The organism is Marinifilum sp. (assembly GCF_965230805.1).
Lineage (GTDB): Bacteria > Bacteroidota > Bacteroidia > Bacteroidales > Marinifilaceae > Marinifilum.
This window is the reverse complement of record NZ_OZ246019.1, coordinates 3,443,108-3,467,371: the sequence shown is the minus strand read 5'-3', so window position 1 is coordinate 3,467,371 and position 24,264 is coordinate 3,443,108. Positions and strand designations below refer to the sequence as shown.

Annotated in this window: 17 protein-coding genes; 1 reads left to right on the top strand and 16 read right to left on the bottom strand. The window is 35.9% G+C overall.

Going from position 1 to position 24,264, the window contains the following annotated elements:
* Nucleotides 1-15 precede the first annotated feature (15 nt).
* Both ACO05S_RS13870 and ACO05S_RS13865 read right to left on the bottom strand, forming a co-directional pair.
* A complete protein-coding gene (locus ACO05S_RS13870) occupies nt 16-1,188 on the bottom strand; it encodes a FecR family protein (RefSeq protein WP_421918607.1) in 1,173 nt (390 codons plus the stop codon).
* Nucleotides 1,189-1,311: 123 nt separating this feature from the next.
* Nucleotides 1,312-1,884, bottom strand: a complete 573-nt coding sequence (locus ACO05S_RS13865) for an RNA polymerase sigma-70 factor (protein ID WP_421918606.1) — start codon at nt 1,882-1,884, stop codon at nt 1,312-1,314.
* Between the two features lie 403 nt (nt 1,885-2,287).
* Here ACO05S_RS13865 and ACO05S_RS13860 point away from each other — a divergent pair, with 403 nt between their 5' ends.
* Complete coding sequence (locus ACO05S_RS13860) at nt 2,288-2,986, top strand: hypothetical protein (RefSeq protein WP_421918605.1); 699 nt, start codon at nt 2,288-2,290, stop codon at nt 2,984-2,986.
* Nucleotides 2,987-3,697: 711 nt separating this feature from the next.
* Here ACO05S_RS13860 and ACO05S_RS13855 read toward each other — a convergent pair.
* The 14 genes from ACO05S_RS13855 to ACO05S_RS13790 form a co-directional block, all read right to left on the bottom strand.
* On the bottom strand, nt 3,698-6,868 hold the full coding sequence (locus ACO05S_RS13855) for a T9SS type A sorting domain-containing protein (protein ID WP_421918604.1): 3,171 nt from the start codon (nt 6,866-6,868) through the stop codon (nt 3,698-3,700).
* Nucleotides 6,869-7,065: 197 nt separating this feature from the next.
* On the bottom strand, nt 7,066-7,488 hold the full coding sequence (locus tag ACO05S_RS13850; RefSeq protein ID WP_421918603.1) for a hypothetical protein: 423 nt from the start codon (nt 7,486-7,488) through the stop codon (nt 7,066-7,068).
* A gap of 181 nt (nt 7,489-7,669) precedes the next feature.
* The gene (locus tag ACO05S_RS13845) at nt 7,670-9,052 is read right to left on the bottom strand and encodes a TlpA family protein disulfide reductase (protein ID WP_421918602.1); all 1,383 of its coding nucleotides are present in this window, start codon (nt 9,050-9,052) and stop codon (nt 7,670-7,672) included.
* A 63-nt stretch (nt 9,053-9,115) separates the two neighbouring features.
* A complete protein-coding gene (locus ACO05S_RS13840) occupies nt 9,116-10,294 on the bottom strand; it encodes a DUF4369 domain-containing protein (RefSeq protein ID WP_421918601.1) in 1,179 nt (392 codons plus the stop codon).
* Between the two features lie 364 nt (nt 10,295-10,658).
* Complete coding sequence (locus ACO05S_RS13835; protein ID WP_421918600.1) at nt 10,659-12,128, bottom strand: PKD-like family lipoprotein; 1,470 nt, start codon at nt 12,126-12,128, stop codon at nt 10,659-10,661.
* 11 nt (nt 12,129-12,139) lie between these two features.
* On the bottom strand, nt 12,140-12,895 hold the full coding sequence (locus ACO05S_RS13830; protein WP_421918599.1) for a DUF4843 domain-containing protein: 756 nt from the start codon (nt 12,893-12,895) through the stop codon (nt 12,140-12,142).
* 30 nt (nt 12,896-12,925) lie between these two features.
* Complete coding sequence (locus tag ACO05S_RS13825; protein ID WP_421918598.1) at nt 12,926-14,437, bottom strand: RagB/SusD family nutrient uptake outer membrane protein; 1,512 nt, start codon at nt 14,435-14,437, stop codon at nt 12,926-12,928.
* Between the two features lie 32 nt (nt 14,438-14,469).
* The gene (locus tag ACO05S_RS13820; RefSeq protein WP_421918597.1) at nt 14,470-17,319 is read right to left on the bottom strand and encodes a SusC/RagA family TonB-linked outer membrane protein; all 2,850 of its coding nucleotides are present in this window, start codon (nt 17,317-17,319) and stop codon (nt 14,470-14,472) included.
* The gene (locus ACO05S_RS13815) at nt 17,307-17,906 is read right to left on the bottom strand and encodes a carboxypeptidase-like regulatory domain-containing protein (protein WP_421918596.1); all 600 of its coding nucleotides are present in this window, start codon (nt 17,904-17,906) and stop codon (nt 17,307-17,309) included. Before ACO05S_RS13815 ends, ACO05S_RS13820 begins: the two co-directional genes overlap by 13 nt.
* 130 nt (nt 17,907-18,036) lie before the next feature.
* Entirely contained in the window at nt 18,037-19,224 is a 1,188-nt protein-coding gene (locus ACO05S_RS13810; RefSeq protein WP_421918595.1) for a FecR family protein, read from the bottom strand.
* A gap of 404 nt (nt 19,225-19,628) precedes the next feature.
* Nucleotides 19,629-20,243, bottom strand: coding sequence for an RNA polymerase sigma-70 factor (locus ACO05S_RS13805; protein WP_421918594.1), 615 nt, complete (start codon nt 20,241-20,243; stop codon nt 19,629-19,631).
* Between the two features lie 336 nt (nt 20,244-20,579).
* Entirely contained in the window at nt 20,580-21,713 is a 1,134-nt protein-coding gene (locus ACO05S_RS13800; protein WP_421918593.1) for a thioredoxin-like domain-containing protein, read from the bottom strand.
* An 18-nt stretch (nt 21,714-21,731) separates the two neighbouring features.
* Entirely contained in the window at nt 21,732-23,186 is a 1,455-nt protein-coding gene (locus tag ACO05S_RS13795) for a PKD-like family lipoprotein (RefSeq protein WP_421918592.1), read from the bottom strand.
* 283 nt (nt 23,187-23,469) lie between these two features.
* Nucleotides 23,470-24,258, bottom strand: coding sequence for a DUF4843 domain-containing protein (locus ACO05S_RS13790; RefSeq protein ID WP_421918591.1), 789 nt, complete (start codon nt 24,256-24,258; stop codon nt 23,470-23,472).
* Nucleotides 24,259-24,264: the final 6 nt, after the last annotated feature.

Below are 24,264 nucleotides of genomic sequence, written 5' to 3'. Positions count from 1 at the left end.
TACATTCCGGTTTTTTTATTGTCTTATTATAACATTTCTGTCTCCTTGTATCTCAAAACTGATGTGAGAAGTTTTACTAATCACTTCCAAAACTTCATTACAAGTATTAAATCGTTTCAATTTACCAGAGAATCTTAAATTCTGAACATCTTGACCCTGGAAGAACACCCGGATTTTGTACCATCTTTCCATTTTCTTCATGATTGAAGGCAATGGTTCATCAATAAAAGTAAATGCGCCATCCTTCCATTCAGAATAAAATCTTGCATTCACAGTATTTACTTGTACTTGATTTTTTGTTTTGTTGTAAACAAATTGTTGGTTTGGTGAAAGGATTGCTTCACTACCTTCTCCCATATTATTATGAACCTTCACACTTCCTTCAATCAAAGTAGTATGAACAGCTTCGTCATCTGGATAAGCGGAAACATTAAAGGAAGTACCCAAAACGGCCACATTCATTTCTTTGGTGTTCACCAAAAATGGTTTTTCAGCATTGTGAGCTACCTCAAAATAGGCCTCACCTTTCAACTCAACCTCTCTTTTACTACCAGAAAAAGATACAGGATATTTCAGAACAGATTCAGAGTTCAACCAAACTTGTGTTCCATCAGCCAATGCCAACTGATACTCTTCTCCTCGTCCTACAATTAAGGTATTGTACTGCATTTTTTGTGCAGACTCATTAGATGCCGAATAATTCAACTTACTATTCTCATTGGAAATCTCAACACCTTGCTGAATGTTTGTAATATTCAAGAGAGTATCCGAAAGTTCTATTCTTTCGCCAGTACTTAATATCAATTGTGCTTTTTTAACTCCCGGAGCAATTTCTTCCACCTTGGCCAAGGTATCAACAACAGGTGTTTGACTACTATAGAATACTGCAATAAAAATAATCGCTGGAAGTAATACAGCTACCGCTGCATACATTACACGATTTACTAATACTCTTCTTTTTTGTTTTTTAAGGATCTTGTCTTTAACTACCGATAGGTTGTATTGCTCATCAATTACTAAATTTTTATTCTTAAGATTTTTGATATCAGCAAATAGTTTCGCATATGAACTGTAGATTTTTTTATTCTGATCGGATTCATTCATCCAATTCATCAACAATTTATTGTGCTCATCATTAATTTCACCTGATAATTTATCAGCTATTAAATCGAGAATATTATCCTTCATGACCAGTATTTTTTATAAATACATCAAAAAGAAAAAAATGGGTAGGATTTTTTAAAAGAAATTTAATTTTTAGGAAAAATCTCATTCAAAACTCCACAAAATAAAGCAATGCAGAATAATAGTTCATTTTGCTTTCTGTTCATCTTTTCTCACTCTAAATAATTGCAAGAAGAAGATAAATTGATCTTTGGCTAGCAGTTCTCTTAATTTTTTTAATGAGGTAGTATAATGGTATTTTACGGTATCTACAGAAATATCCAACTCCTCTGCAGCTTCCTTGTACTTTAAATTATTGAAACAAATCAACTTTAATACGATTTTTCCCTTAGGAGAAAGCTTTTCAATTGCCTGAAAAATTAATTTGTTTCTCTCCGAATTTTCAACTGCATGGGTATCGTAAATATCTATTAATTTAGCGGTTAGTTCTTTCTCTTTTAGTTGTGTTCTTTTTTCTTTTTTAACATGATTAAGACAAGAGTTCTTAACAGAAACAAATAAATATCCCTTTAAGTCTTTATAAACTGTGGTGTTTTTTTTACTCTCCCAAATTTTGATAAACACCTCCTGTACAATATCTTCTGCCACATCTTGCGAATCAACTATGGTCATTGCAAATGTTACCAGAGAAATAAAATTTTCCTGAAATATTCTTTCAAAATCTTTAAAAGTACCAGAAGAGAGATCCTTATTTCTCATTGAGTAGAATACATTAATCTAATTATTCTACAATTATAGTAATAATAAAAGAATCTTAGTAAAAGATAATTACACTACACCAAAGTGCAAATAGGAATCAGATGATATTATTTTAAACATTTATACCTAAACAGCAAATCTCAAGCTCGCCCTCAAATATCTAAACACCTATATCACATCTGGATAAACTGAATTTAGAAAACTTGACACATTTGACAGGTAGTTTTTTATTAACATTTTTTTAACTTCGTCTTCTCTTTGAGGTTTTGAGGGGGAGTTTCTTTCTCTTTTCTTGAAGAAGGGAAAACCACCGGCTGATCATCAACCCTGTAGACTTTGGCGAGCACACTTGGAAGAGGAGGCCGGTGGAGTTTTTCCAAAAATAATCTAAAAATTTAATATCATGGAATATCAAGCTGATTTTGATACATGGAAAGAAAGAATTTTGGCCGTATCCGAAGCCGAAATTAAATTTCCAAATCAACCAATTGATGATTGCACAGCAATGGCCGAAACATTGGCTAAAGAAGCAAGCGAGGACAAAGATGCTCTTGTTAATGCAGGTTTGGACGGTACAATTATAGATGAACTTCCAACACTTTCGGCAGCTTTAAGATTTTGCCAGGCCAACTGGATGAGCGAATATCGCGCTCAACAGGAGGCTCAAAAAGAATGGCTGGCTAAATCGCCCGAAGCTTACGAACTAAGAGATGAAATTCTTCATCATTTTAGTTTCGCATTCCGCAACGAGAAGGAGGTAAAACCAAAAGTTGCCCGAATTAAAGAAGGTAGCAGTCATGCCGATATGATTCAGGATTTGGTTGAGTTAGCCATTTTGGGTGAAAAGTATCCTGAACCGTTGGCAAAAGTAAACTACGATGTAAGTTTAAACGGAAAAGCGATGACCACTTCTCGTTCAATGTCGGAACTGTTGGCAACAGCCAATGGCGACAAAGATGAACGAAGTGAGAGTAAGCTTTTACGTGATAGAGCTTATACTTTGCTTACAAACCATATGAGCACAATTCGCGAATATGGTCGTTACGTTTTTTGGAAGAACGAAGATCGTAAAGAAAAGTATGCATTTAACTATAAAGGATAGAAAACCTTTATAAACACTGACCCCGATAAAGTTTTGACTCGCCATCGGGGAATTTTTCAGCCCCCCTTAAATCGGGAAGTGGGTCAATTTGATTTTCTATCCATCCCCTCGGTCAAATTTCGAGCTCAATTTGAAAAAAGCACCCAATAATTGGCTTCCCAATGCGTCCCCTGACTTCATTTTCTATCTCAATCGAAAAAAGTACAATCTCAATTTATTGTTTTACTATCCCCATTGAAAAAAGTACGATCTCAATTCGATTTTTTATGCCAATAATTGATCAGATAGATATTCCACTTGGCATTTTCTCTATCTCAATTGATTATTTTATGCTCTCAATTGCTACCCCACATTACAACATGCAAAAAGGAGCAAGCCACCTTACCTGCTTGCTTCTAACTAATCAAATGAAATACTTTCCTAAGCCCAAAAATAAAGGAAAGTACCATCTAAGCTAAATCGTTTAAAATTTAAAAACAGATGCTAAAAAGATAATGGAGCAGCCACTCCCAAATGTGGCCGCTCCAAACTCAACCAACTAAATAATTCTTTTCAACTCTCGGAATGATTCTGAGTGAAATATAATTATGAACATTTGTGTTGGTATAAATCCCGTATTTTTTGTAATCCTTCGTTCCTTCCAATGAATTTAATGGATTTTATCTCCTAATAATATCTTTATTGAAGTCTTAAGGATTTTTGCTACTTCACTTATAATACCTGTATTTTCCTCGAATACACTTTTCCATTGCTTGTTACCCGAACAATATACAGCCCCGATTTTAGTGTTTCTATTCTAATTGTATTTACTCCTTTGTTTTGAGCTTTTTTGTGATAGAGCTTTCTTCCATTTAGATCGAAAATTTCAATGCCAAATTCTTTTGTATTGCCGGGGAGTTGAAGTTTAAATTCATCTCTGCATGGATTAGGATATAACTTAAAATCAGTCGTTTTATCTACAATGGTTTCCACATCGGTTACAATCACATTTAACTCCATTGTATTCGACTGAAATGGCGAATCAAAAAGGTATCCAACAACATAGGTCTTGTAAAGTGATGATTCATCTACATTGATCTCATAATTCGCTGTTCCCGTATTGGGATGATCAACCGTTTGGTAAATTTCATCGTTCAAATAAATCTCCATTTGATCATATGCAACCGGTATTTCAACTTCAAGATTCAAAGTCGTTTCTCCATCCAATTTAAAGGAATTTACCGAAGGGATTTTGTCCAAAACTTCAAACTCTTTTGTATTTGATTGATAAGCTTTATCGTTGAGGTAGGCAATGATATGAGTGTTGTACACTCCTGCCTGATCTACTGAAAGTGATAAAGACTGCTGCCCTTGTTCTGGTGAAGCAATCGTTTGGTGTAAATTGCCATCCAGGTAGATTTCTATTTTTTGATAATCAGCCTTTACATTCATATTAATATCCATTGTTTTATCCTGAACCTCTACCACTTCATCAATCACGGGCACATAGGATATCTCAGGAATATCAACACTCCAAATCCCCCTGCCATGGGTAGCCATCACTACCTGTTCGCCTACGATGTGCATATCATAAACCGAAACAGGAGGTAAATTAGCATCTACAGCATGCCAGGATGCGCCATCATCAGTCGATTCGAACAAACCAATTTCGGTACCTGCCCAAAGGGTTGATGGTTCATGAGGCATTACCAGTAAACAATGGGTGATTACATCAGGAAACCCATTGGTACTCTGCTCACCTGTGCCGAAACCGGAAATGTCTTCCCAGGTGGCTCCCAGATCTTTTGTTCTTAATATTTTAGGCGATTTACTTAAAGAAAACAAAACATAAGCTGTTGAATCTTCACTTGGATGTGTGGCGATTCCACTTATCGAAACATTCATGCTTCTATCGGCATATTCGCTAACCGCTGTAAATGTCTCTCCCTCATCTTTCGATACATGAATCATCTCTAATGGGCTCAACATGGAACCAGCCCAAACAATGTTTGGATTGGCCAAAGACACCTCCACATTATGCTGGCTGGTTACTACTCGTGCCCATAATGATGATGATATCGTTTTCATCGACCAATTGGCTCCAAAATCGGTAGATTTGTACACGCCATTGGTACCCACTGCAAAAACAACATCAGGATTCCTAGGTGAATAAGATAATCGGGTGATAAAAGGCCCGTCTTCTTCGGTAATCCCTTCTACTGAAGACCAGGACTGCCCTCCGTCTGTCGAACGTCGAATATCATTGTAATAAACACTTCCCAATATCTTTTTAGGATCATTTGGATGCCATAAACACTCAAAGCCATCGCCACCAATACGAAAGTAATAATTACTGGCCGATGAAGCATCTTCACTGCTTTTTGACTGCCAGGTGCCATTGTCCTGCATGCCCCCAATATATTCGTTGGCAGTGGGGTGCTTGGCCACTCCGTAAAATTGGGTAGTGATATAATTGTTTGGTTTCTGGGTAAAAGTAAGGCCATTGTCATCCGACACAGCAACACCTCCGTCATTCCCATTTACAATTCTGAAGTTCTCTCCATCATCCGAAGGGATCATGGTCAAATTGTGATGATCGGGATGCAAACCTGGAATTTTGGTAGTTCCAAATCCAAAAGACTGGCCATAGTTATTGGAGCCACCATACTCAGAGTAAGCATCTGATACATTTTCTTTTTGACCAATAAAAACCTTGGTTGGGTCTGTTTTATTAAAAGTCACTTTCCATAAATCAACTCCTCCAACAAATACTACACTGTCGATAAATGGATGGGCTTCGATAATGTTATCATATCGTCCCTGTCCTCCCAAAAAATTCTGATCATCGTCAAATTTTGTCCAGTTGTTGGCATTGTCATTCGAGAAATAAACTTCCGATCGTTCATCAGTAAAATGGACACTGGTAAACACACAATTCCTGTCTACAGGCGATACGGCCAGCTCGTGTCTTTTACCCACATCCAAACCATTTGAAAACAATTGCCAAGTGTCTCCTCCATCAATGCTACGAATTATGCCTATTGAATGCTCTCCTGCATAGATGGTATCTCGGGCCGATGGATAAGAAGCCAGGTCTTCAACTCCATTTTGACTGATATAAACCTTTGTCCAGTCAAGCCCTCCGTTTACCGATTTTAAAATGCCTTTTTCAGTAGCAGCAATCACAATATTGGCATCTGCAGGGTCTACAAACAGACGATTTATGTAGGTAAAGTTATTATCGTTGGCTGTGTTTGCCAATTGTGTCCAGCTGTCTCCCCTATCCTCTGATTTCCAAATGCCGTTGCCGTGATTTCTTGAGCCTCCCGGAAAACTTTCCCCTGTTCCGGCATACAGTATATCATGATTGGAATTGGCCATGGCCAGTGCATTAACCGATAGGTTGCTTAGTTCTTCAGATAGATCTGTCCAATTATCACCGGCATCGGTAGTCTTCCAGATGCCGCCCGTTGCACTTCCTGCATACCATGTGTTTTTGTTCGGATCATCAGGATCAACCACAATTGCCCTGGTACGCCCGCCAACATTAGCAGGGCCACGCTGAACAAAGCTATAAGCTGTCTTGGCACTTTTTAATCTGGATCTGTTATTTAGCGCCTTCTTAAGCTCCAGAGTTTTATAATTCAATGGGTAACCCGACTTGCTCTTGCCAATTTCGGTGGTAATGGCTTCGAAGTACTTGGTATACATATCCGGCTTATCGGACTTGCAATAGCCTTTCTTTCTTTTTGCCTTTTTCTTTTGATACTCTTTTTGCCAGATTTCTTCGGGTGTTAAGGCCTTGGACGAAATCGGTTCTGTATTGGCATGGCGACTATTGTAAATCGCAAAAGTGGAAGCCATAAGAATAGCTATGGCTAATAAATAGTAAAATCTTTTCATATGATTAAGTAATAATTTATTGGTTAGCCTTTTTTTGATTTATTAAGTGATTGCCGGAAAACCCTGTTTTCTGCCTAAACATATCCTCTAACTCCCTAAAGGTAGAACCGCCTGCCTACTCTGTGCGAATGCTTTCCCCTTTATTGTTGAGTGATTGGAGAATTCTCTAATTGTAAGAGTTTTCTTGCAGAGACCATTTATGGTTGTATGATTTTATTCTTGCTATAAAGATCAAGTACATAAGATCGTTTCCCTGTATCCACCTCATCTTCAATAAAACCTTTTCGCCTGGTAATTAATAATTGGGTTTTGTTGTACCAGGCTACCTTTGCATTGGCCATTTTATCTTCGTAAATGATGCGGTTATTCTTGGTATCGAAGACAAAAAATTCTCTGACTTGATTGGGATTTAAGGCATCCCTGGAAATTACTTTTTGGCAGAGTACAAAAGTGCTGTCCGAGTTAAAATTGAATTCTACATTGACCCCATATTTTTCTTTGGCCAATGACCGATAATCCGAATATTGTGCAAGTTCATCATGCTTGACAATAGCTTTATTTGTTGTACATGCCGATAAAATCACCATTAATACGATTACAATAATTCTATATCTGTTCATTGTTCAAAACTGTTTTGTTATAAATCCATAATCTAACTTTAATGATTTGGTAAATCCAAGCCCTAAAGGAGAAACCATTATGGCAGTTTAGTGCTTCTCCATTTAGAGCCTCTCATTAACTTGATTCATGAGAGTTAACAGGTGTGATTTGGCAAAAAAATACTTTTATTATCTGTAGTAATTAAATTCCCTCTAAAGAATCAAACAGCTCGCGTGTTTTTGGGTCTGATGGCCTTGGTGCTTCAGAGGCAACAATATTCCCCTCTTTATCGATTAAAATAAAACGCGGGATACCTTTTACCTTATAGGCTCGGCCAAATTCCTGATCGCCATTGGCAAATAATTGAATGCCTCCCATGTTCTTTTCTTTCACCACGGTTTTCCATTTCTCCTTATCCTTAGGCGCATCGTTTGAAATACTTACAAAGTGAATGTTTTTATTGACATAATCGTGTTCCAGTTTTGCCAAATGAGGTATTTCTGCTTTACAAGGTCCGCACCAGGTAGCCCACATATCGATATACACATACTTTCCTTTTAAGCTCTCAAGAGACACCATTTTGCCATTAACATCCTCGTAATTAAATGTTGGCGAAGGAGCCCCTTTGTCCAATGCAGAGTATTGTGCAACTAGACTTTCTACCCATTTATTAGCTCTTGGATCATTGGCTTGCTCTAAAAATATTTTCTGTAACTCCTCAGTTCCCTTAGCTCCAAAACGTGTAATACACTCTTGCACATAGATAGACATTGGTTGCAATTTAATTGATGGATTTTTAAATTGAGCCATTTCTTTAGCGGCTTTTGTATAGTATTCAATGGGTTTAAGATCACCTCTGTTGTATTTATACAATACAGCATATCTTAAGAAGTCATGATAATTTCTCATCCCAATCATGCCTGGTACTTCCTGAATTAAAGACTCCAATTTTTGATAATAGTCATCATCGAGCTTTACTGATTGATTCCTCACTTTTTCAAAAATAAAACTTAAATATGCGTTTGCCAGATTGTACTTTATAAATCCATTTACCGCTGTTTTATATTCATCCGAAATACCCGTTTTATTGATTTCATCTTTATAAAAGTTTAGCATATCATCAAAACGAGTTTCTTGATCTTTACCACTAAAACTCAAAACCTCTGGTTTAAAAGGTGCCATTAAGGTTTGTGAAGTCTCTCTCTGGTATTTTACCATAAAATCAGTTAATCCACCATCCCGGCATTCTATGCTTACCGGAAAAGAAAGCTTTCTAGGCATTCCAGTCATCGAACCCGTCACATCCAAATCAATGTTAACATCATTGCCAGGGCTTAGATACAACATTACCCAAAAAGCATCGCCCATATATGAAAAGTGGGCCCATGTTGGTTTTTCTATATCAATGGTAACACTTCCTTTTTTTTCTTCATTTAGTTTAAATGCATACTGCTGCCCCTCTACTACAACAGCAATACTTTTTCCTTTATCTCCTTTAGCATGAACATTTACTTTTACCTGTGCAGCAAAAGCTTGCGCACTTAGCAAAATAGTGGTTAATGCTAATAATATTTGTTTCTTCATTTTAAGCTTAATTTTCAATGTATTGGATGGATTTTTTACTACCGCACGACTTATGAATCTTATTTAGTTTAGACTAAGCAAGTACTTAATAAATTCATCACTAACCCCAACCTTATGTTCTATTATCTTTCTGTCTTTACCCAGAAGGTAAAAATCCGGAATGCCACTTACCTTGTACCTTTTCATGTTGGGGCTGTTTTTTCCTTTAAAGTCAGATACTACCATCCATTTGATACCATCTTTTTGGGTGCTTTTGATAATCCCTTCTTTATCAGCATCGGTATAAAAGGCTACAATGGTAAGTTTATCTTTTACTATATCGTATTCGGGTTTCATTTGTTTATTGAATTTCTTGCAAGCTCCACAATATATGCCGGTAAAATCGAGCAATACATAGTCTGTTTTCAAATCGGAAATTTTAAAGCCTTTTCCATCCATAGTGTAGGTATCCTCCAATTCAACATATTGGTCACCCTGCATTAGATAAGGAAAATACAAACTATTATAAAGTGCTTTTCCTTTTGAAGAGTTCTTCATGTCATCCGAAAACATTTGGTAGGATGCTTTTAATTCATCATCACTCATATCAGGTTGCATTACATCTCTCAAATGCTCATGTTTTTTCAATTGCTCATTTATAACACTATAACTAATTAAAATATCAAGCGTGGGATAGGTATTCGGATTTTCCTGTATATAATTCTTCTGCGCAGTTCTGTACTTACTCATGGCTGCTTCATACAGTATTGTGTTCTTTTCATCAACTTCACCACTCATCTCAGATTCCATCATTGCTGAAGAAAGAGAATGCATTTCTTTCTCAATTTCATCAATCACATTTCTATATTTGATAAAATCTTTATTCACTTTTGAATTCCCATCCAGTTGAATCTTCTCAAAATCGAGGTAAGTGGTATTTAAGCGATAATCAGCATTCTCCAGATAAAAAAGGAATGATTTTCCTGATAATCGGCTTCCTTTCTTACTTAACTTCAGAACTGCTGTAACAGGATCGTTTTGTACACCTTTTAATGAAAATTTGCCATTTTGTACTAAACAACTGTCTATAAAATAATTTCCTTCTTTGTTATAAAGGTAGATCATTTTTTCTCCCTCTATTCCTGTAATTCTTCCGCTAATTGTGTAATTGCTTTGCTTAGTTTCGGAATCGCTCGATTTTGGGGGAGTACAGGCAAATTGAAGAGAAATAAATGTCAGCGATATGATTATGATATATTTCATGTGTCTAAAATTTGTTTTCAATTATCACATGGAACTCGCCTTAATAGTCATTCCCCTGTGTGAGAAACTTTCTCATGGCTCGTTTCATGCATTAATAGTCTTATTTATTGTACGAAACTCACAAATAATAAATCATCATTTACCTGTTTGTAACAAATGATGAATTTTTACATATTCGTTTCATTGTTGATACTCTAATTCTTGAATTGGATAAATGAATAATTGTGAACTTGTGACAGGATTGTATAGATTTACCAATGTCGTCACACTAGTAATGTTCTGTTCCAAAATAACAAGTGGTTCTTAATACAAGAGGATTATCTTTCAATAATCCTCTTGCTTTCTAATTCCTTATATAATGTAATTAAATATCATTTTTGTATTTAATGTCGATGATTTTATCTGTTGATTCGTATGCTTTCCCGATACGCTGTTCAGTTTGCGTATCATAAAACACAACTTTTGAGCCAGCGCCATTGTCTATTACAACCGCAAGTCTTTCCCCATAAGTATCTGTACACATATCGGTTATTGTACCTTCCAGGTCAGTAATATAATTGCTTTCAAATACCTTCGTGTTTCGGTTAAAACGGTGAATAGCATTTCCTTTACTGATGTAGTTATAAGGAAAATCTCCATTTGATGCAAATACGGAATTGTCATCTACCATTCCGGCAGGTAATTCTTCTTCGGCCAAAGGAGTAAATCCTTCATCCCAATCATCCATAAATAACTGCATATAGAATTTACCATCAGCATCTTTACATACCGCTGAGCAAATTGGATATTCTCCAACCCATTCTCCAAAAGGCACATTATTCGTCGCCCATATCAAATCTTTGTTCACATTGGCAGGGTCAAATGGATAGGTTTCCGGATTTGTTAAAGTAAAATTTCTAATCGTCCAAACATCAACATCCCAAGCCGTTTTTAGATATACATATCTCCTGTTTTTAGAATCAAAGAAAATAGTTCTTTCATTTGCAGAAGCAAACATAGGACCTGTTATTTCATAATCACCTTCAACTGGTAACTCCCAATAGTTATCTTCCATTAAATCTCCTTCTTTAGGATATAGCATTCCATTGGCCATCATAAAAGGTTGTCCCAAATCAAATGCATTAAAATCCATAAATGCACCTGTAAATGGTAATTGAAGATAGCTGGTAGAATTCCATAGATCCATAAAATCTTGTATCTTTTTTAAACTAAATGCATCGTAGTAACTTCCTCCAGTTTCGGTTAGAATATTTGCATAACTATAATTATCCCATCTACTCCAATTGTAAGATAACTTTATACCTTTACCCTTTACAAGTTCACCATCAATTGCTGATATAGCATCTTTATAGTATACAGTATCCTGAAGCTCTGCGATAAAGGAATAATCTGTAGCATTACCTTTATCGGTAATAAATCCCCAACCTTTTGAAAAAGCTGTTGTAACAGTGACTTTAATATTTTTTTCGTAACGTACATTCAGTTTGTTATTATATACAAGGTATCTTAAACTGATATCATTACCAGGTTTCAGTGTTACAGTAATATTCAGATCTTTTTCAGTACTTAGGGTATCTTTACCATGGATAGTACCGTATCCAGCCTCATTATCCCATTGGGTTTCTGTATACCATAGAAATTCTAAATCGTCTAATTTTGCATTAGTTTTTATATCTCCTGCAATACTTAGGTTTTCACCTAATACAGCATTTACTTCATCAGGTATAGCCGTAAAATCAACTTCTCCTGGTTCAATATAATCGTAGTTTCCATCATCTTTGGTACAAGCACCAAGTACAATAATCATTAAAAAAATATACAGTAAATTCTTCATCTTTTAAACCATTAAAGTGTTTCTAAAATAACATCGCCATTTTCATCTAATAATGGAGCATCAGGATGGTCGCGTAAGTATACTCCAAAAGCTCGCATGATGTTCTTTCTTTCACCTTCTTTATAAAAAGAATCTAAATGACCTATTGGATCAGATCCATCAGTCACACCATTATACTCCATCCAGTGCAGGCATTTCTGCTGTGTAAACTCACCAATATCATAGAAATCCTCCCCTTCAATTATTCGATACCACCAATCAGGTTTTGAAAGTAGATCACTAAAAGAAAGCTGATAATATGTTCGAATCTCGCTCGTGAAGTTTTCATTTCCGGTTAGGCGAATCCCTACTGTATAAATTGAATCCTTCATATCGGCTGTTCGATTTAGGCTAATAATTGCTTTCCCCCCGGTTTCCCCTGCTTTAATTACTTGCTTGGCATTGTCGATGCTAAAATGCGTTCCTTGGGTTGCAGTCGTCATGCTGTCTACCACCTCTATGGTAAATGAGCGATCTGCGTCTGACATGTAACCACTAACACTTACAGGAATTTCAACCCCCTTAGTATTAACGTCATCCTCCTCAAAAATAAAGGTGTAACTACCTTCCAAGGTAATTTGTTCCTCCTCTGGTATAATAGAATTAATTTCTTCATCCAGAAAGAAGTAAATATAAGCCTCCCCCTTATAGTCAATCAGTTCATCTGTAGTACATGCCCCAAACAAAATGCTGAGCATTAGTACCAGGTATATATATTTAAGTTTCATTTCTTTAAAATTTTAATGTTTTAATATAACTTATCGGTTACCATATTCTAATTCACTATCAGGAAGCGGAACCACATAGCTGGCAGGATCAACATCTTTTAACCAATCATCATTTATTGCAGGATCGATTTTGGTTAAGCCCAATCGTTTAAACATATAAAATGCTTGTCCTTCCAGATAGGTTTCTTTTCTCATTTCTTTTACAATGATATCCAATAATAGCTGCTCATCCATTCCCGACAAATCTTCCGGCATAACTCCCCTGTTGTCCCAAAGATCTTCAATATATGTTCTTGCTTTTGGGATGTCTTTTTGATCTCCATCTGCTAAACTTGCTTCTGCGGCAATCAGCATCATTTCACTCACGCGGAACAACGGCACAGCTTTATACGGCAAATAAGGTTTGGAAAATTCACTACCTCCCTGATCATATTTAGCTGAGAGAGCCAATTTACCATCGGTGTCTCCAGTTGCCTTCATTAAATATTGGAAGCGGAAATCATTACCACCTTTATCTTGTGTTGGATTATAATCATTCTTCCACCTCCAGTCTGGAATATAAACTTCAAATATCAACTCTGCAAAATTTAGCCTTCCATTATAAGGAGTATAAGATGCACGGATATCGTTGAAATTCTCAATGTAATAGTCATCCAATTTCTGAACGTTCAAACAACTAATCAACTCACTACTAAACAACAAATCGCGGTCTGCAATATCAGGGTCTTTTAAATCAGATTCTGATACCCATGTCCAAGTATATTCATTAATAACTCTCTCAGCATATTCCTTGGCAAGCTCTGTGTCTCCCTTTGTAATACACACTCTGGCTTTTAATGCCAATACAGCAAAGTAATTCAGGTGATATTTCCTTTTGTTTGTATTAAACAGCTGGCCATCATAATCCCCAATAACAGGATCAGATGCCATTAATAATTTTTCTGCCTCATCCAAATCCAACAACAATTGCTCATACACCTTATCCATGCTTAGATGCGGGTAACGTGCCAATTCAAAACTAAGCACATAGGGAATTTGGATATTAGAAGCTGTTTCATCGCTATAGGCTTCACCAAACAGACGTAGAGCATCGAAATGTAAAAATACTCTTAAGGCCAAGGCCTCCCCTTTAATCAGATTATAATCATCCTCATGGAATAGGTCTTTGTTGGCATCAATATTATCCAAAATAACATTGTTATTGGCAATGGCATTGTATAAACCTGACCAAATTGCTTCCATCCGGTTTTTTGCGGCCGGATCTTCCCAGTTAAAGTCATCATAGGGACCTCTGCTATGGTCAAAGTTGTTTTGTGCAGCAGTCTCGATGACGCCATACATCAGTTGATGTCCATATAAGTTTTCATCAGCCATATTCATATACACACCGGTTAAGGTTTTAAAATAACCGTCTGCATCAGATAAATGTTCTTCTAAGTCAACATCACCAGCCGGCTTCACATCCAGCCAATCTTCGCATGCCACAAAACATTGGCTTAGTGCAAGCAAGATTACTATAAGGGATCTATTTATTATTTTCATTTTTCTTCATTTTTAATTTTTGACCTTAAACATTAAAAGTTAGCTCGTAAACCCAGTGTAAATGAACGGGCATATGGATAAGCTGTTCCTCGCTCTCTCTTAACCGTTGACCAGTAAAAAATATCGTTCATATTAAAAGATAAGCGCATCGATTCCATTTTTAACTTTTGGCAGAATGCTTTTGGTAAATCGTAATTCACATTTACCGCACTTAATTCCAGGAGGTCAAAATCCTGAACAAAACGTGAACTAGCACCTGTATATGTAGGTGAATAGCCGGGACTTCTTGGATTGAAATTGGCTTTATATTTAACTACATCGCCAGGTTGTCTCCAAGTTTCTTCCAACACCCTGCGATCGACATTGTAATATTTATTTGAATTCTCAATTTTATCAACCAATGTACTATTGTACACTTGGCCACCAAACTGGTATCTAAAGGTTAAATTAACATCCAACTGTTTGTAGCCAAATGATGTTCCGAAAGTACCTCGTAAAGTTGGTTCGGTATCGCCAACCACTACTTTATCGTTTGCATTCCACTCATAAGTTGGAACTCCCTCTTTGGTCAGATATAGTTCCTGTCCCGTCATTGGATCAATGCCTAATGAGCGTACCGCCCATATTGCCGTATTTGAGCCACCTTCCTCGAATTGAACCAAAAAATTATGCGAGGCCACTTTTTGATCATTCCCCAGATTAACTCTATCGTCCTCCTGCTTTTGCTCATCGGTAAGCCCTCCTGACTGGGTATATTTATTGTATTCCTCAAGGGAATTTCCAATCGAAATTAATTCTGAAGTATTATGCACGCCATTGGCATATACATTCCAACGCCAAGCATCTTTATTTACCAAGTTCACCCTTACATTAAATTCTAGGCCTTTGTTCATCATTTCACCCAGATTATCCGTGTAAGATGAAAATCCAAGAGAAGGTGGAGTCGTAATGTTTGAAACCATATCCACTGTTTTTTTCTCATAATAGTTGATATAACCAGTGAATGTGTTGTTAAAAAAACCAAAATCAACTGCTAATTCACTGTTTTCTGTGGTCTGCCACATTAAGTTTTCATTACCAATGCCCTTTAGGTATGATCCCATTAATCCGGTATATCTAAAATCTTTGTAATAATTTACAATATTCTTTGCCTGATAGGGTGCAAAGTTGACCGAACCAGTTTCGCCATAGGTCCCGCGTAGTTTTAATTGGCTAATGATTGTATTATCTTTCAGGAAATTTTCGTTGTGCAGATTCCATCCTAAACCAACACTGTAAAAGTTGGCTGTTTTACTATCATTTCCAAATTGCGATGATCCATCTAAACGATATGAGAAATCAAACAAATAACGATTGTTGTATGAGTAATTTACGTTAGCTAAAGCCCCCATTAAACGTGTTTTTCCTTCACCTGTAATAGGGACACCATCAATCTCATATCCTTTGGCAAAAGCAGGATCAGCCAATCCGTTTGCAGCAAAACCTTGTGCTACATGTCCATTTAATCGGCTGCTTGTTTCGGTAGCATTAAATCCTGCTGCAACATTTACAAAGTGACCTGAGAACTCTTTCGAATAACTTAGAATAGAGTTGATATAAAACCTTTCATATTGTTTATCTGTAAAGTGAAACAAACCAGCATCCTCATCAGATAGACCTGCTGCATCAATAAACCTTTGAGAGTCTGGCGAGATAAACTGATCCGTTTTTGTATTGATATAAGTGTAACTAATGCTGTTTTTCCATCTAAGGTCAGAAGTAATATTCCAGTCTAATGCAAAGTTATTTGTTATATCCACATACTTGCTTTCATCAGTATTGCCCACCTGCGCCTCGTACATTGGGTTGCCATAGAAATAATCCATATTTTCCCCCTTATAGGCATCGTAATAATTATAATAAGCAGGAACATTTCCAAAATCGTCATGAATCGGAAAATAAGGTTGCATTTTGGCATAGGTATCAAATGAGCCATAAGGTGAATTGGTCGATTTTGTGCGGTCTACCGACAGTCTGTTTCTGAAAATAAATTTATCGTTCAGGTTGTAATGCAGTGTTATGGCCAAACCCATATTTTTTCTGTCTGAACCTTTCATAACCCCTTGTCTGTCGGCATAATTCAAATCGAACATGTAACGCATGCGCTCGTCTCCTCCCATCAGGTTTAAGGAGTGCTTATGTCCCACTGAATTTCTTACAGGTTGAGCTAACCAATCGGTATCCGTTCCCTGGGCTAGGAATTTGTCAATCCCATAAGCCAGATGTCTATCAGGACCATCGTATTCATAAGCCTTTAATTCCTTTTGCAGGTTAAATAATTCCTGGGCATTTAATAGATCATAGGAATCTAAATCAGGAAAAGAAAAATCTGTATTCACATTGTAAGTTACTTGCAACTGACCCGTTTTAGGTTGAATGGTTTTGATCACCACAACACCGTTGGCTGCACGTGAACCATAAATCGCAGTTGCAGAAGCATCTTTTAAAATTGTAATGGACTCCACACGGTTCATGTCCATGTCAATCACTCTTTCTAGCGTTGTTTCAAAATTGTCCATAATAAAAATGGGCTGGTTGGGATTACCCGTAAGGTTCGAACGACTTACAGCCTCAAGTCCCGGAGCATCCAAGATCGCTGATCCCCTCAGATTGATATCCGGCATACGGTTAGGATCCGATCCGAATTCATTGTTATCCAAAATCTGAAAAGCGGGATCAATTAGGCTCAAACTTTCAACAACATTGTTAACCCCCATTTTTTGCAGTTCTTCTTGCTTCACAACGGTTGCTGTACCCGTATAACTTTCTGCTTTTCTGGCAAAGTAACCGTTAACAATAACATCCTGAAGTTGCTCGGCATCTTCCTCCATTACAATTTGCAATTTTTTTGATTCTCAACCAATACTTCCTGAGTTGCCATCCCAACAAATGAGAACACCAAAGTAGTTCCTTCTTCAACAGAAATATTGAAGAATCCATCCATATTGGTTGCTGTACCAGTATAAGATCCTTTGATCAAAACGGATACTCCTGGTAAGGCTACACCATTTTTGTCGGTTACTTTTCCGTTGATTGATTTTTGTTGTTGTTCTTTAGGTGTAGACTTTTTGTCTGTTATAATAATCTGTTTTTCATACAACTGATACTCACAATTTGTTCCTATCAAAACTTGTTCAAGAACCTCTTTTACTGGTTCATCCGCTACATTAACACTTAGCTTGCGGTTTAAGTCTAGTTGATTATGATTGTAAAAAAACTTATAATCTGTTTGTTTTGAAATGGCCTCGAAAACTTCTTCAACGGTTTGTTCTTTCAATTTCAAAGTCACTTTTTCGTTCTGTACATATGTTGCTGCCTGAGTATGCAATAATCCAATAAAAAGCATACACAAGAGCAAAGCACTTTTCACGCTAATTCTTTGCGTTAGCAATAAGCCAAAGAATTTCATCATAAATCGATTTTTATTCATAAATTTGCGATTGGGTATAGGTTTACAATAATTTAATTTTCAGATTTTGTAAATCTTGATCAATCGGGAAATGTTCCAGCATTTTCCGATTTCTTTTTTCTTTCTTTTTTATCTCATTGGCAATTTATTTTTAGGGTAATATTCGTATTTCATCTCCACTTAGTTCATATTTAATTCCTGCATTTCGTTTTATAGTTTCCATTACTTGATGAATGTCTTCATTATCGAAATCGCCAGAGAATGCAATATCATCTATTTCTTTATTATCATTTATTATTCTAACATCGAACCATCGCTCGAGTTTTCGGATCAAAACACCAAAATTCTCATGTCTGAATTGAAGTTTTCCAAATCGCCATGAAGAGTAGATTTCAGGATTACAGGCAATAAGTTTTACGTTTCTATTCAGTGTTTTATTAAAGCTTGCCTTTTGATTTGGTTTAACTCGCACAGCTTTTTCCGGATTGAAAAGTTGGCCTTTTTTATACAAGCCAACACTCCCTTCCTCAAGAGTTAATTCAATATTTTTTTCGCTTTTATAGGATGAGAGGTTAAATTCTGTTCCCAAAACTCTAACATTAAGATCGGAGGTTTTTACAATAAAAGGCATATTGCGATTTTTTGCTACATCGAAAAAGGCTTCCCCTTCAAGCAAAACAATGCGCTCATCGCCATCGAAATAAGTAGGATATTTTAGAACAGACTCTGAGTTCAACCAAACCTTTGTGCCATCGGCCAGTACCAAATCAACACGCTTTCCTCTGGGCACTCCTAATTCGTGCATTACAGCTCCTTTTTTTTGTTGCGATTCCGGATGATAAGTAACATCCTCACCAAGGTGCTTCTTTACAAGAGTTCCATCGGTAGCCTTTAGCTCTTTCTGTTCGTCAGTACCAAGTTTAACAATCTTACCTGTTTCGGTTTTAATTATTGCATCATCGTACTTTGGAGCTTCCATTTCGGAAAACTCTACCACCTGTGGAATCAAACCATTACTGTAATCGTAAAGCAAATAAGCACCCAAAATGACACCTGTAAAAATTGCAGCAATTTTTAGTATGTTCATTGTAAGCTTGCGCGTGATTGCAGTCTTGCTCCTGTTTGATCTGATAAAGTTTAAATACTTTGCTTTGCTATATTTCTGGTCAATGCTTAAAGATTCTTTGCTTTCCGAAGCAAACCACAGCTTTTCAAGTTGATCAAATTCCTTCTTGTTTTCGTCTTCTTTCAACCAATTTTCAAGAATAGAAATTTCTTCTCGTTCTGCTTCCTGAGAGAAAAATCTCACTAAAATAATATGAATGTCTTTCTTGCCCATTTCTCCTTTTTCTAATTACATGACGCACTCTCTTAAATTTGCAGTGAAAAGAAATTTAAAAAAGTTGATTTATGCAATTATGCCAGGAAAACAGTTAAGAATATAGGTAAAATAAGAGTATTGTTGTTAATAACGTGAGTTCGACGTAAAATTCTATCCACAGAAAGTTATATTTGCGATAGATTTGCATTAAAAATTTGGAAAGAATAGCGGGCTATTTTGAGGAATTTTTAATGTGAAGATGTCGTAAAGAGAACTTTCCATTATGTGTTTGCCTACTTTCGGCATAAATTTCCTCAAATCTTCTTGAAATATCCCGATATTCCTTCGAAAATTTGAGAAAATTTCTACTCAAAATCAGATCAAACTGTGAACGAATTTTACGTCGAACTCACGTTAAATACTTAGCTGTTGAATTGATTCTTACCTAAGCAGAGCATGAGTAGTAAAAATCGTTGATCACCAAGCTTGGCTCTTAGTTTTTTGAGAGCAATTTTCATTTGCGTTTGAACCGTATTGATTGATACCCCCAGTTCCTCGGCTATTTCCTGATTCTTTAAACCTGAGATTTTACTCAATCGAAATACTTTCTGACATTTTTCGGGTAAAGAATCAATGGCCTCATAAATCTTCTTACCCAATTCATTATTGATAATCTCTATTTCTTTATCCGGAGTAAGCATCATTTCATTCTGGATAAACTGATAATATTTCTCTTTAGCATATTTCTCTTCAGTCTTTCTATGCCGTAAATGAGTCATGGCTGCATTATAAACAGATCTGAACAGGTAGGGTTTTATTGAAGTGGTAATTTTTATTTTATGCTTTTTAGTCCACAGATTACATAAGGTATTGTGTACAATATCTTCCGATAAATCCTGATCACATAGCAACTTCCGAGCATAATGGCAAAGATGAACGTAATACGAATCAAAAATATATTCAAACGCTTTTTCATCCCCAATTATCAATTGTTGGATTAAAACTGCTTCATTATCGTATGTGGAAGAATTCGTCATTCAGAAGGCTAAAGTATGGCTACTAATATAGAATAAAACTTACAATAATACCAAACCTCCCAATTGTTAAAGCAGAGGGTATACTTCTAAAATGTTAATTATATCAAGCTCAACTCGATTAAACTTGCCCCATTTGACATGCATAATTTTATTAACAGAGATCCTTTGTTTGCCGTCATAAAACAAAAAGGAGCAAGCCCCCTTACCTGCTTGCTCCCAAACAACTAATCCAATAAAGTACTATTTTACGTCGAACTCACGTTATTTAAACAAAAGTCTTTATAAAGCACCTTAAAAGCAAAAGCTGCTGTTTCAATTGCATTCTCATGTATTGTATTATTGATGAATCAATTCTTCAATTCCGGCAATAAAATCTGATTCTTTTGAAAAGCCTACACGATGATGAATAATTTTGCGTTCCTTATCCAAAACAAAGATATTTGGAATCCCCTGAACATTAAACTTTCTAACATTAAGGCTTAAATCCCCTTTAAAATCAGATACAACTTTCCAATTTATATTACTCGCCTTTATGTACTCTTTAATTTGATCCTTGTCTGTATCATTATAAAACGAAACAATTTCAATTTTATCTTTCCAGGCATCATAGTGTTGAAGTAATTCCTTATTTAATATTTTACAAGGCCCACAGCTTATTGATGTAAAATCGAGTATGATATATTCTTGCTTAACCTCCGAAAGTGTAAATGAATTCCCTTTTAAAGTTAAAGCACCTGTTAATTCGGCTTTATCTCCATTTTTTAGGACCTTGCCAAAAAGTGCAAAATTGAGACCAATCCCCTTTAATGTATTTTGTAATTCAGGAGATAATTTCTCGTAGTACATTCTTATGCTATCGCCCGGCAATTTCATGTAAGGCTCGGTTAAAAGACAAAGCGATTTAAATGTATTAGGATATTCGTCCAAAAATTGTTTTACGATCTTTTCTCTTGTTTTAGCAAGTGCTCCTGCTTTGGCATAAACAGCATCTTTCTCCTCTTCGCTGAGTTTATTCCCATATTTCAGAGCATTGCGAATAGAATCCATTGCAATGTTATAGCCTTTGGTCCTATCTTGAAAAATTAGGTCGTATTTGTTACAGTCTCCACCTGTAATAACAGCTTTGTTAAAATCCCTTCCTTTACTATCAAATAAAATTTCTCCTTTTTCAAGGATAAATGTTTCGGAAACAATAAAGTTTGGTTCGTCTGTAGAAGATCGTATAATTACACGGTATGCTTGATCTGTTTTCCCTTTAAAAATGAATTTGCCATCTTTAACTACACAGGTGGCAACATCATAATGCAAATCTAAATTATGCAAATACAATTTTTTGCCATTTTGGATGTTATCATACTTTCCCTTTATCACAAAATCGTCCGCAGCTTTGGTATCAAATGATGTTAACACATACAAAGCCATCATTATTATGAATTTAATTTTTAGCATCTTAATTCTTGTTTTTATCATTCATAAAGCTTTTAAAACTTATAGGTTTTTATACTTCATGTGTTTAATGATACCTCCTACTCTTTCGTATTTTTGAAGTATTTCGCCAGGATTGGCAGGATCAATTGAAATAATATAAAAATCACCTGGCAATTCAGGATCCCCCGAATTGGTTGCCACAGCAATAGATGTACTGGTAAATGGAGCAATACATGTAACAGGATGTGGCATTGTAACAAGATCACGTGTGATGCCATTTCGAACCAAGTCCCGTTCTTTAATATCTTTGTCATTACCTATGTATAAAAATCCATTGGTCCCGCAAAAAACAGTGTTTTCATTTATTGTTACCGGCAAATCACTTTCTATAGGATAACCTGATCGAAGGTACAATCCCCAAACGTCGTTGACTCTGGTATTTTCAACCATTATTTGATGCAATTTGTATTGACCGCTGGCATCTTTTACAACAGATAAACATTCATTATCCAAATAATAACTCAACATACTTGAACTCCCCATCCATAAAGGCTCTTCTATCGGATTGCTTAAATCGAAATCACCATCAGGACTTGAGAATGTTGAAATATTTCTTGAACCTCCATAATCTCCAACAAAAACGTATTGTTTATTTTTATAATCGTAGGCAACCAAATTTCTTCCTAAATAATCGGTAGAACCAAATAAATCACGAACTTCATAATCACCATAAGTTGGCACTGAGTACTTATCCAAATCATATGTCGATCCACTCCTAGGATAAATCTTTTTATTGGTCATAACAAAACGTGGACCGTATCCAGGAATAAAAACAGCATTTGGCTTAAATTCCCCATCAAGATTATCAAAATTCCTAAATTCTTCTGACAGCAAATGAGAATACGTAAAGTAATCTCCTTCTATTAAAAATGTTTCTTCCGGGGCATCTTCCGGAATAACCCCTATATATGTATCTGAAGACCTGGTGTCGATAAATAATTGCTTGCCCTTCTTCATTGGTTGATCCGAAATATTGGCATATAAATCGTGGTAAACAGGTGATTCGGTATTCGATTCGGATATAAACGACAAGTAAGAATTTTCTCCTTTATCACTTAGCAGCACCCAACCTTTTTCGAAATGAGAACCAATAGTCACAACTGCACTTTCACTCTCATATTTTGTTTTGTATCTGGCATTTTCAACAATTAATGTGATGTATGTTTTGCTTCCTATATAATCAGGCATTAAAATATCAAGTACTCTTTCGGTACTTAATGTATCCTCTCCATTAGAACCATAAACCCAATAATATTTAAGGTCGGATTCAGCTATCCCTTCCAATTCAATAATTGGGTCAATTTTAAAAGGCTCACGAACCACAGCAAAATATTCTTTTGCAATCCCTGATATTGTTACATCTCCTATATCAACATGCATTATTGAACTATCATCTTCGATACAAGAAGATAAAAGTGCTAATGCAGAAATTAGTAATAATATTATATTTTTCATCTGTTTATATTTTTTTCCATTTGTTAGATAGAAGCCACAAGATCAAAATAATCATTACCGTGTATGTGAAATAATTATTTTTAATCATGCTCGTTTCATCTGTTTGTAATTTTATTTATTGGTCATCCCTATTGTTATTGGGAGGAAACCGAAAGATCAGAATAAACCCGGAAATAAATCTGGGACAAGCTTTTACCGTGTGTCCTCAAACTTTTCGCTATCGGGAGCTATCGAAGGTTATTTTAATCTTGCTCGTTTCAAACTATTTTATCTTAGTAAAAACTTATTCAAGAGTATCCAGTGTATCAGCCACTTTATCTCCATTTTCATCAATTGGTTGTGGATCTTTTTTCAATAACCACTGTCTGAATTCTTCAATGGTAATTCGCATTAACGCCAGATTGGTACCAATCATCCACTCCCCAAAATATTCACTGTAATATTCATAGGTATAAGGTTCCAGACTCCAAGGATCAGTACCATCGTTAATATCCCAAAACTCGAACCATTGTTTTAGCTTCTCTTCGGTATAATAACCCAAATTCGGATCACTTGACCAAGGATTATTCCCTTTTGTATACCACCAATCAGGTTTTACTAATCTATCTGTTATGTTAACAGTCACAAGCGGATTTGGTCCTTGCCCAAAGGTATCATCAGAAATAATCTCCAAACCTATGGTTAATGTCTCATTTTTAAGGTTTGCGGTTCGATTTATTTCTAATGAGATATGACCATTAGAGCTATTTGCATCGATTACATTTAGCTCCTGGTTGATTGACTCAAAATGAGTTCCTTCGAGGGCAGTGGTTAAAGTATCTACAACCTGTATTTTAAAGTTTCTTAGCTGAGCGGTTGGACGACCCGCAATAATTACAGGAACGGTAATGGTTGTGCTATTCACATCCTCATTATCAAAAACAAATGTGTGAGTGTATTCCGGGTATTTCTGATTCTCTTTAGGTTCAATATCGATTGATAAATAATCAGTCTCTACGAACAAATCTATTTCATCCTTGCTGCAAGATGTAACAAGCAATAAGAATAAGACTATATATATAAAGTTCTTCATCTCAAT

What these genes read in the sequence shown, in the direction of transcription:
- ACO05S_RS13835 (WP_421918600.1), bottom strand. Translation starts at nt 12,128, where the DNA reads ATGAAGAATTTACTGTATATTTTTTTAATGATTATTGTACTTGGTGCT.
- ACO05S_RS13805 (WP_421918594.1), bottom strand. Translation starts at nt 20,243, where the DNA reads ATGACGAATTCTTCCACATACGATAATGAAGCAGTTTTAATCCAACAA.
- ACO05S_RS13800 (WP_421918593.1), bottom strand. Translation starts at nt 21,713, where the DNA reads ATGATAAAAACAAGAATTAAGATGCTAAAAATTAAATTCATAATAATG.
- ACO05S_RS13865 (WP_421918606.1), bottom strand. Translation starts at nt 1,884, where the DNA reads ATGAGAAATAAGGATCTCTCTTCTGGTACTTTTAAAGATTTTGAAAGA.
- ACO05S_RS13870 (WP_421918607.1), bottom strand. Translation starts at nt 1,188, where the DNA reads ATGAAGGATAATATTCTCGATTTAATAGCTGATAAATTATCAGGTGAA.
- ACO05S_RS13845 (WP_421918602.1), bottom strand. Translation starts at nt 9,052, where the DNA reads ATGAAGAAACAAATATTATTAGCATTAACCACTATTTTGCTAAGTGCG.
- ACO05S_RS13790 (WP_421918591.1), bottom strand. Translation starts at nt 24,258, where the DNA reads ATGAAGAACTTTATATATATAGTCTTATTCTTATTGCTTGTTACATCT.
- ACO05S_RS13830 (WP_421918599.1), bottom strand. Translation starts at nt 12,895, where the DNA reads ATGAAACTTAAATATATATACCTGGTACTAATGCTCAGCATTTTGTTT.
- ACO05S_RS13795 (WP_421918592.1), bottom strand. Translation starts at nt 23,186, where the DNA reads ATGAAAAATATAATATTATTACTAATTTCTGCATTAGCACTTTTATCT.
- ACO05S_RS13860 (WP_421918605.1), top strand. Translation starts at nt 2,288, where the DNA reads ATGGAATATCAAGCTGATTTTGATACATGGAAAGAAAGAATTTTGGCC.
- ACO05S_RS13840 (WP_421918601.1), bottom strand. Translation starts at nt 10,294, where the DNA reads ATGAAATATATCATAATCATATCGCTGACATTTATTTCTCTTCAATTT.
- ACO05S_RS13815 (WP_421918596.1), bottom strand. Translation starts at nt 17,906, where the DNA reads ATGAATAAAAATCGATTTATGATGAAATTCTTTGGCTTATTGCTAACG.
- ACO05S_RS13855 (WP_421918604.1), bottom strand. Translation starts at nt 6,868, where the DNA reads ATGAAAAGATTTTACTATTTATTAGCCATAGCTATTCTTATGGCTTCC.
- ACO05S_RS13825 (WP_421918598.1), bottom strand. Translation starts at nt 14,437, where the DNA reads ATGAAAATAATAAATAGATCCCTTATAGTAATCTTGCTTGCACTAAGC.
- ACO05S_RS13850 (WP_421918603.1), bottom strand. Translation starts at nt 7,488, where the DNA reads ATGAACAGATATAGAATTATTGTAATCGTATTAATGGTGATTTTATCG.
- ACO05S_RS13810 (WP_421918595.1), bottom strand. Translation starts at nt 19,224, where the DNA reads ATGGGCAAGAAAGACATTCATATTATTTTAGTGAGATTTTTCTCTCAG.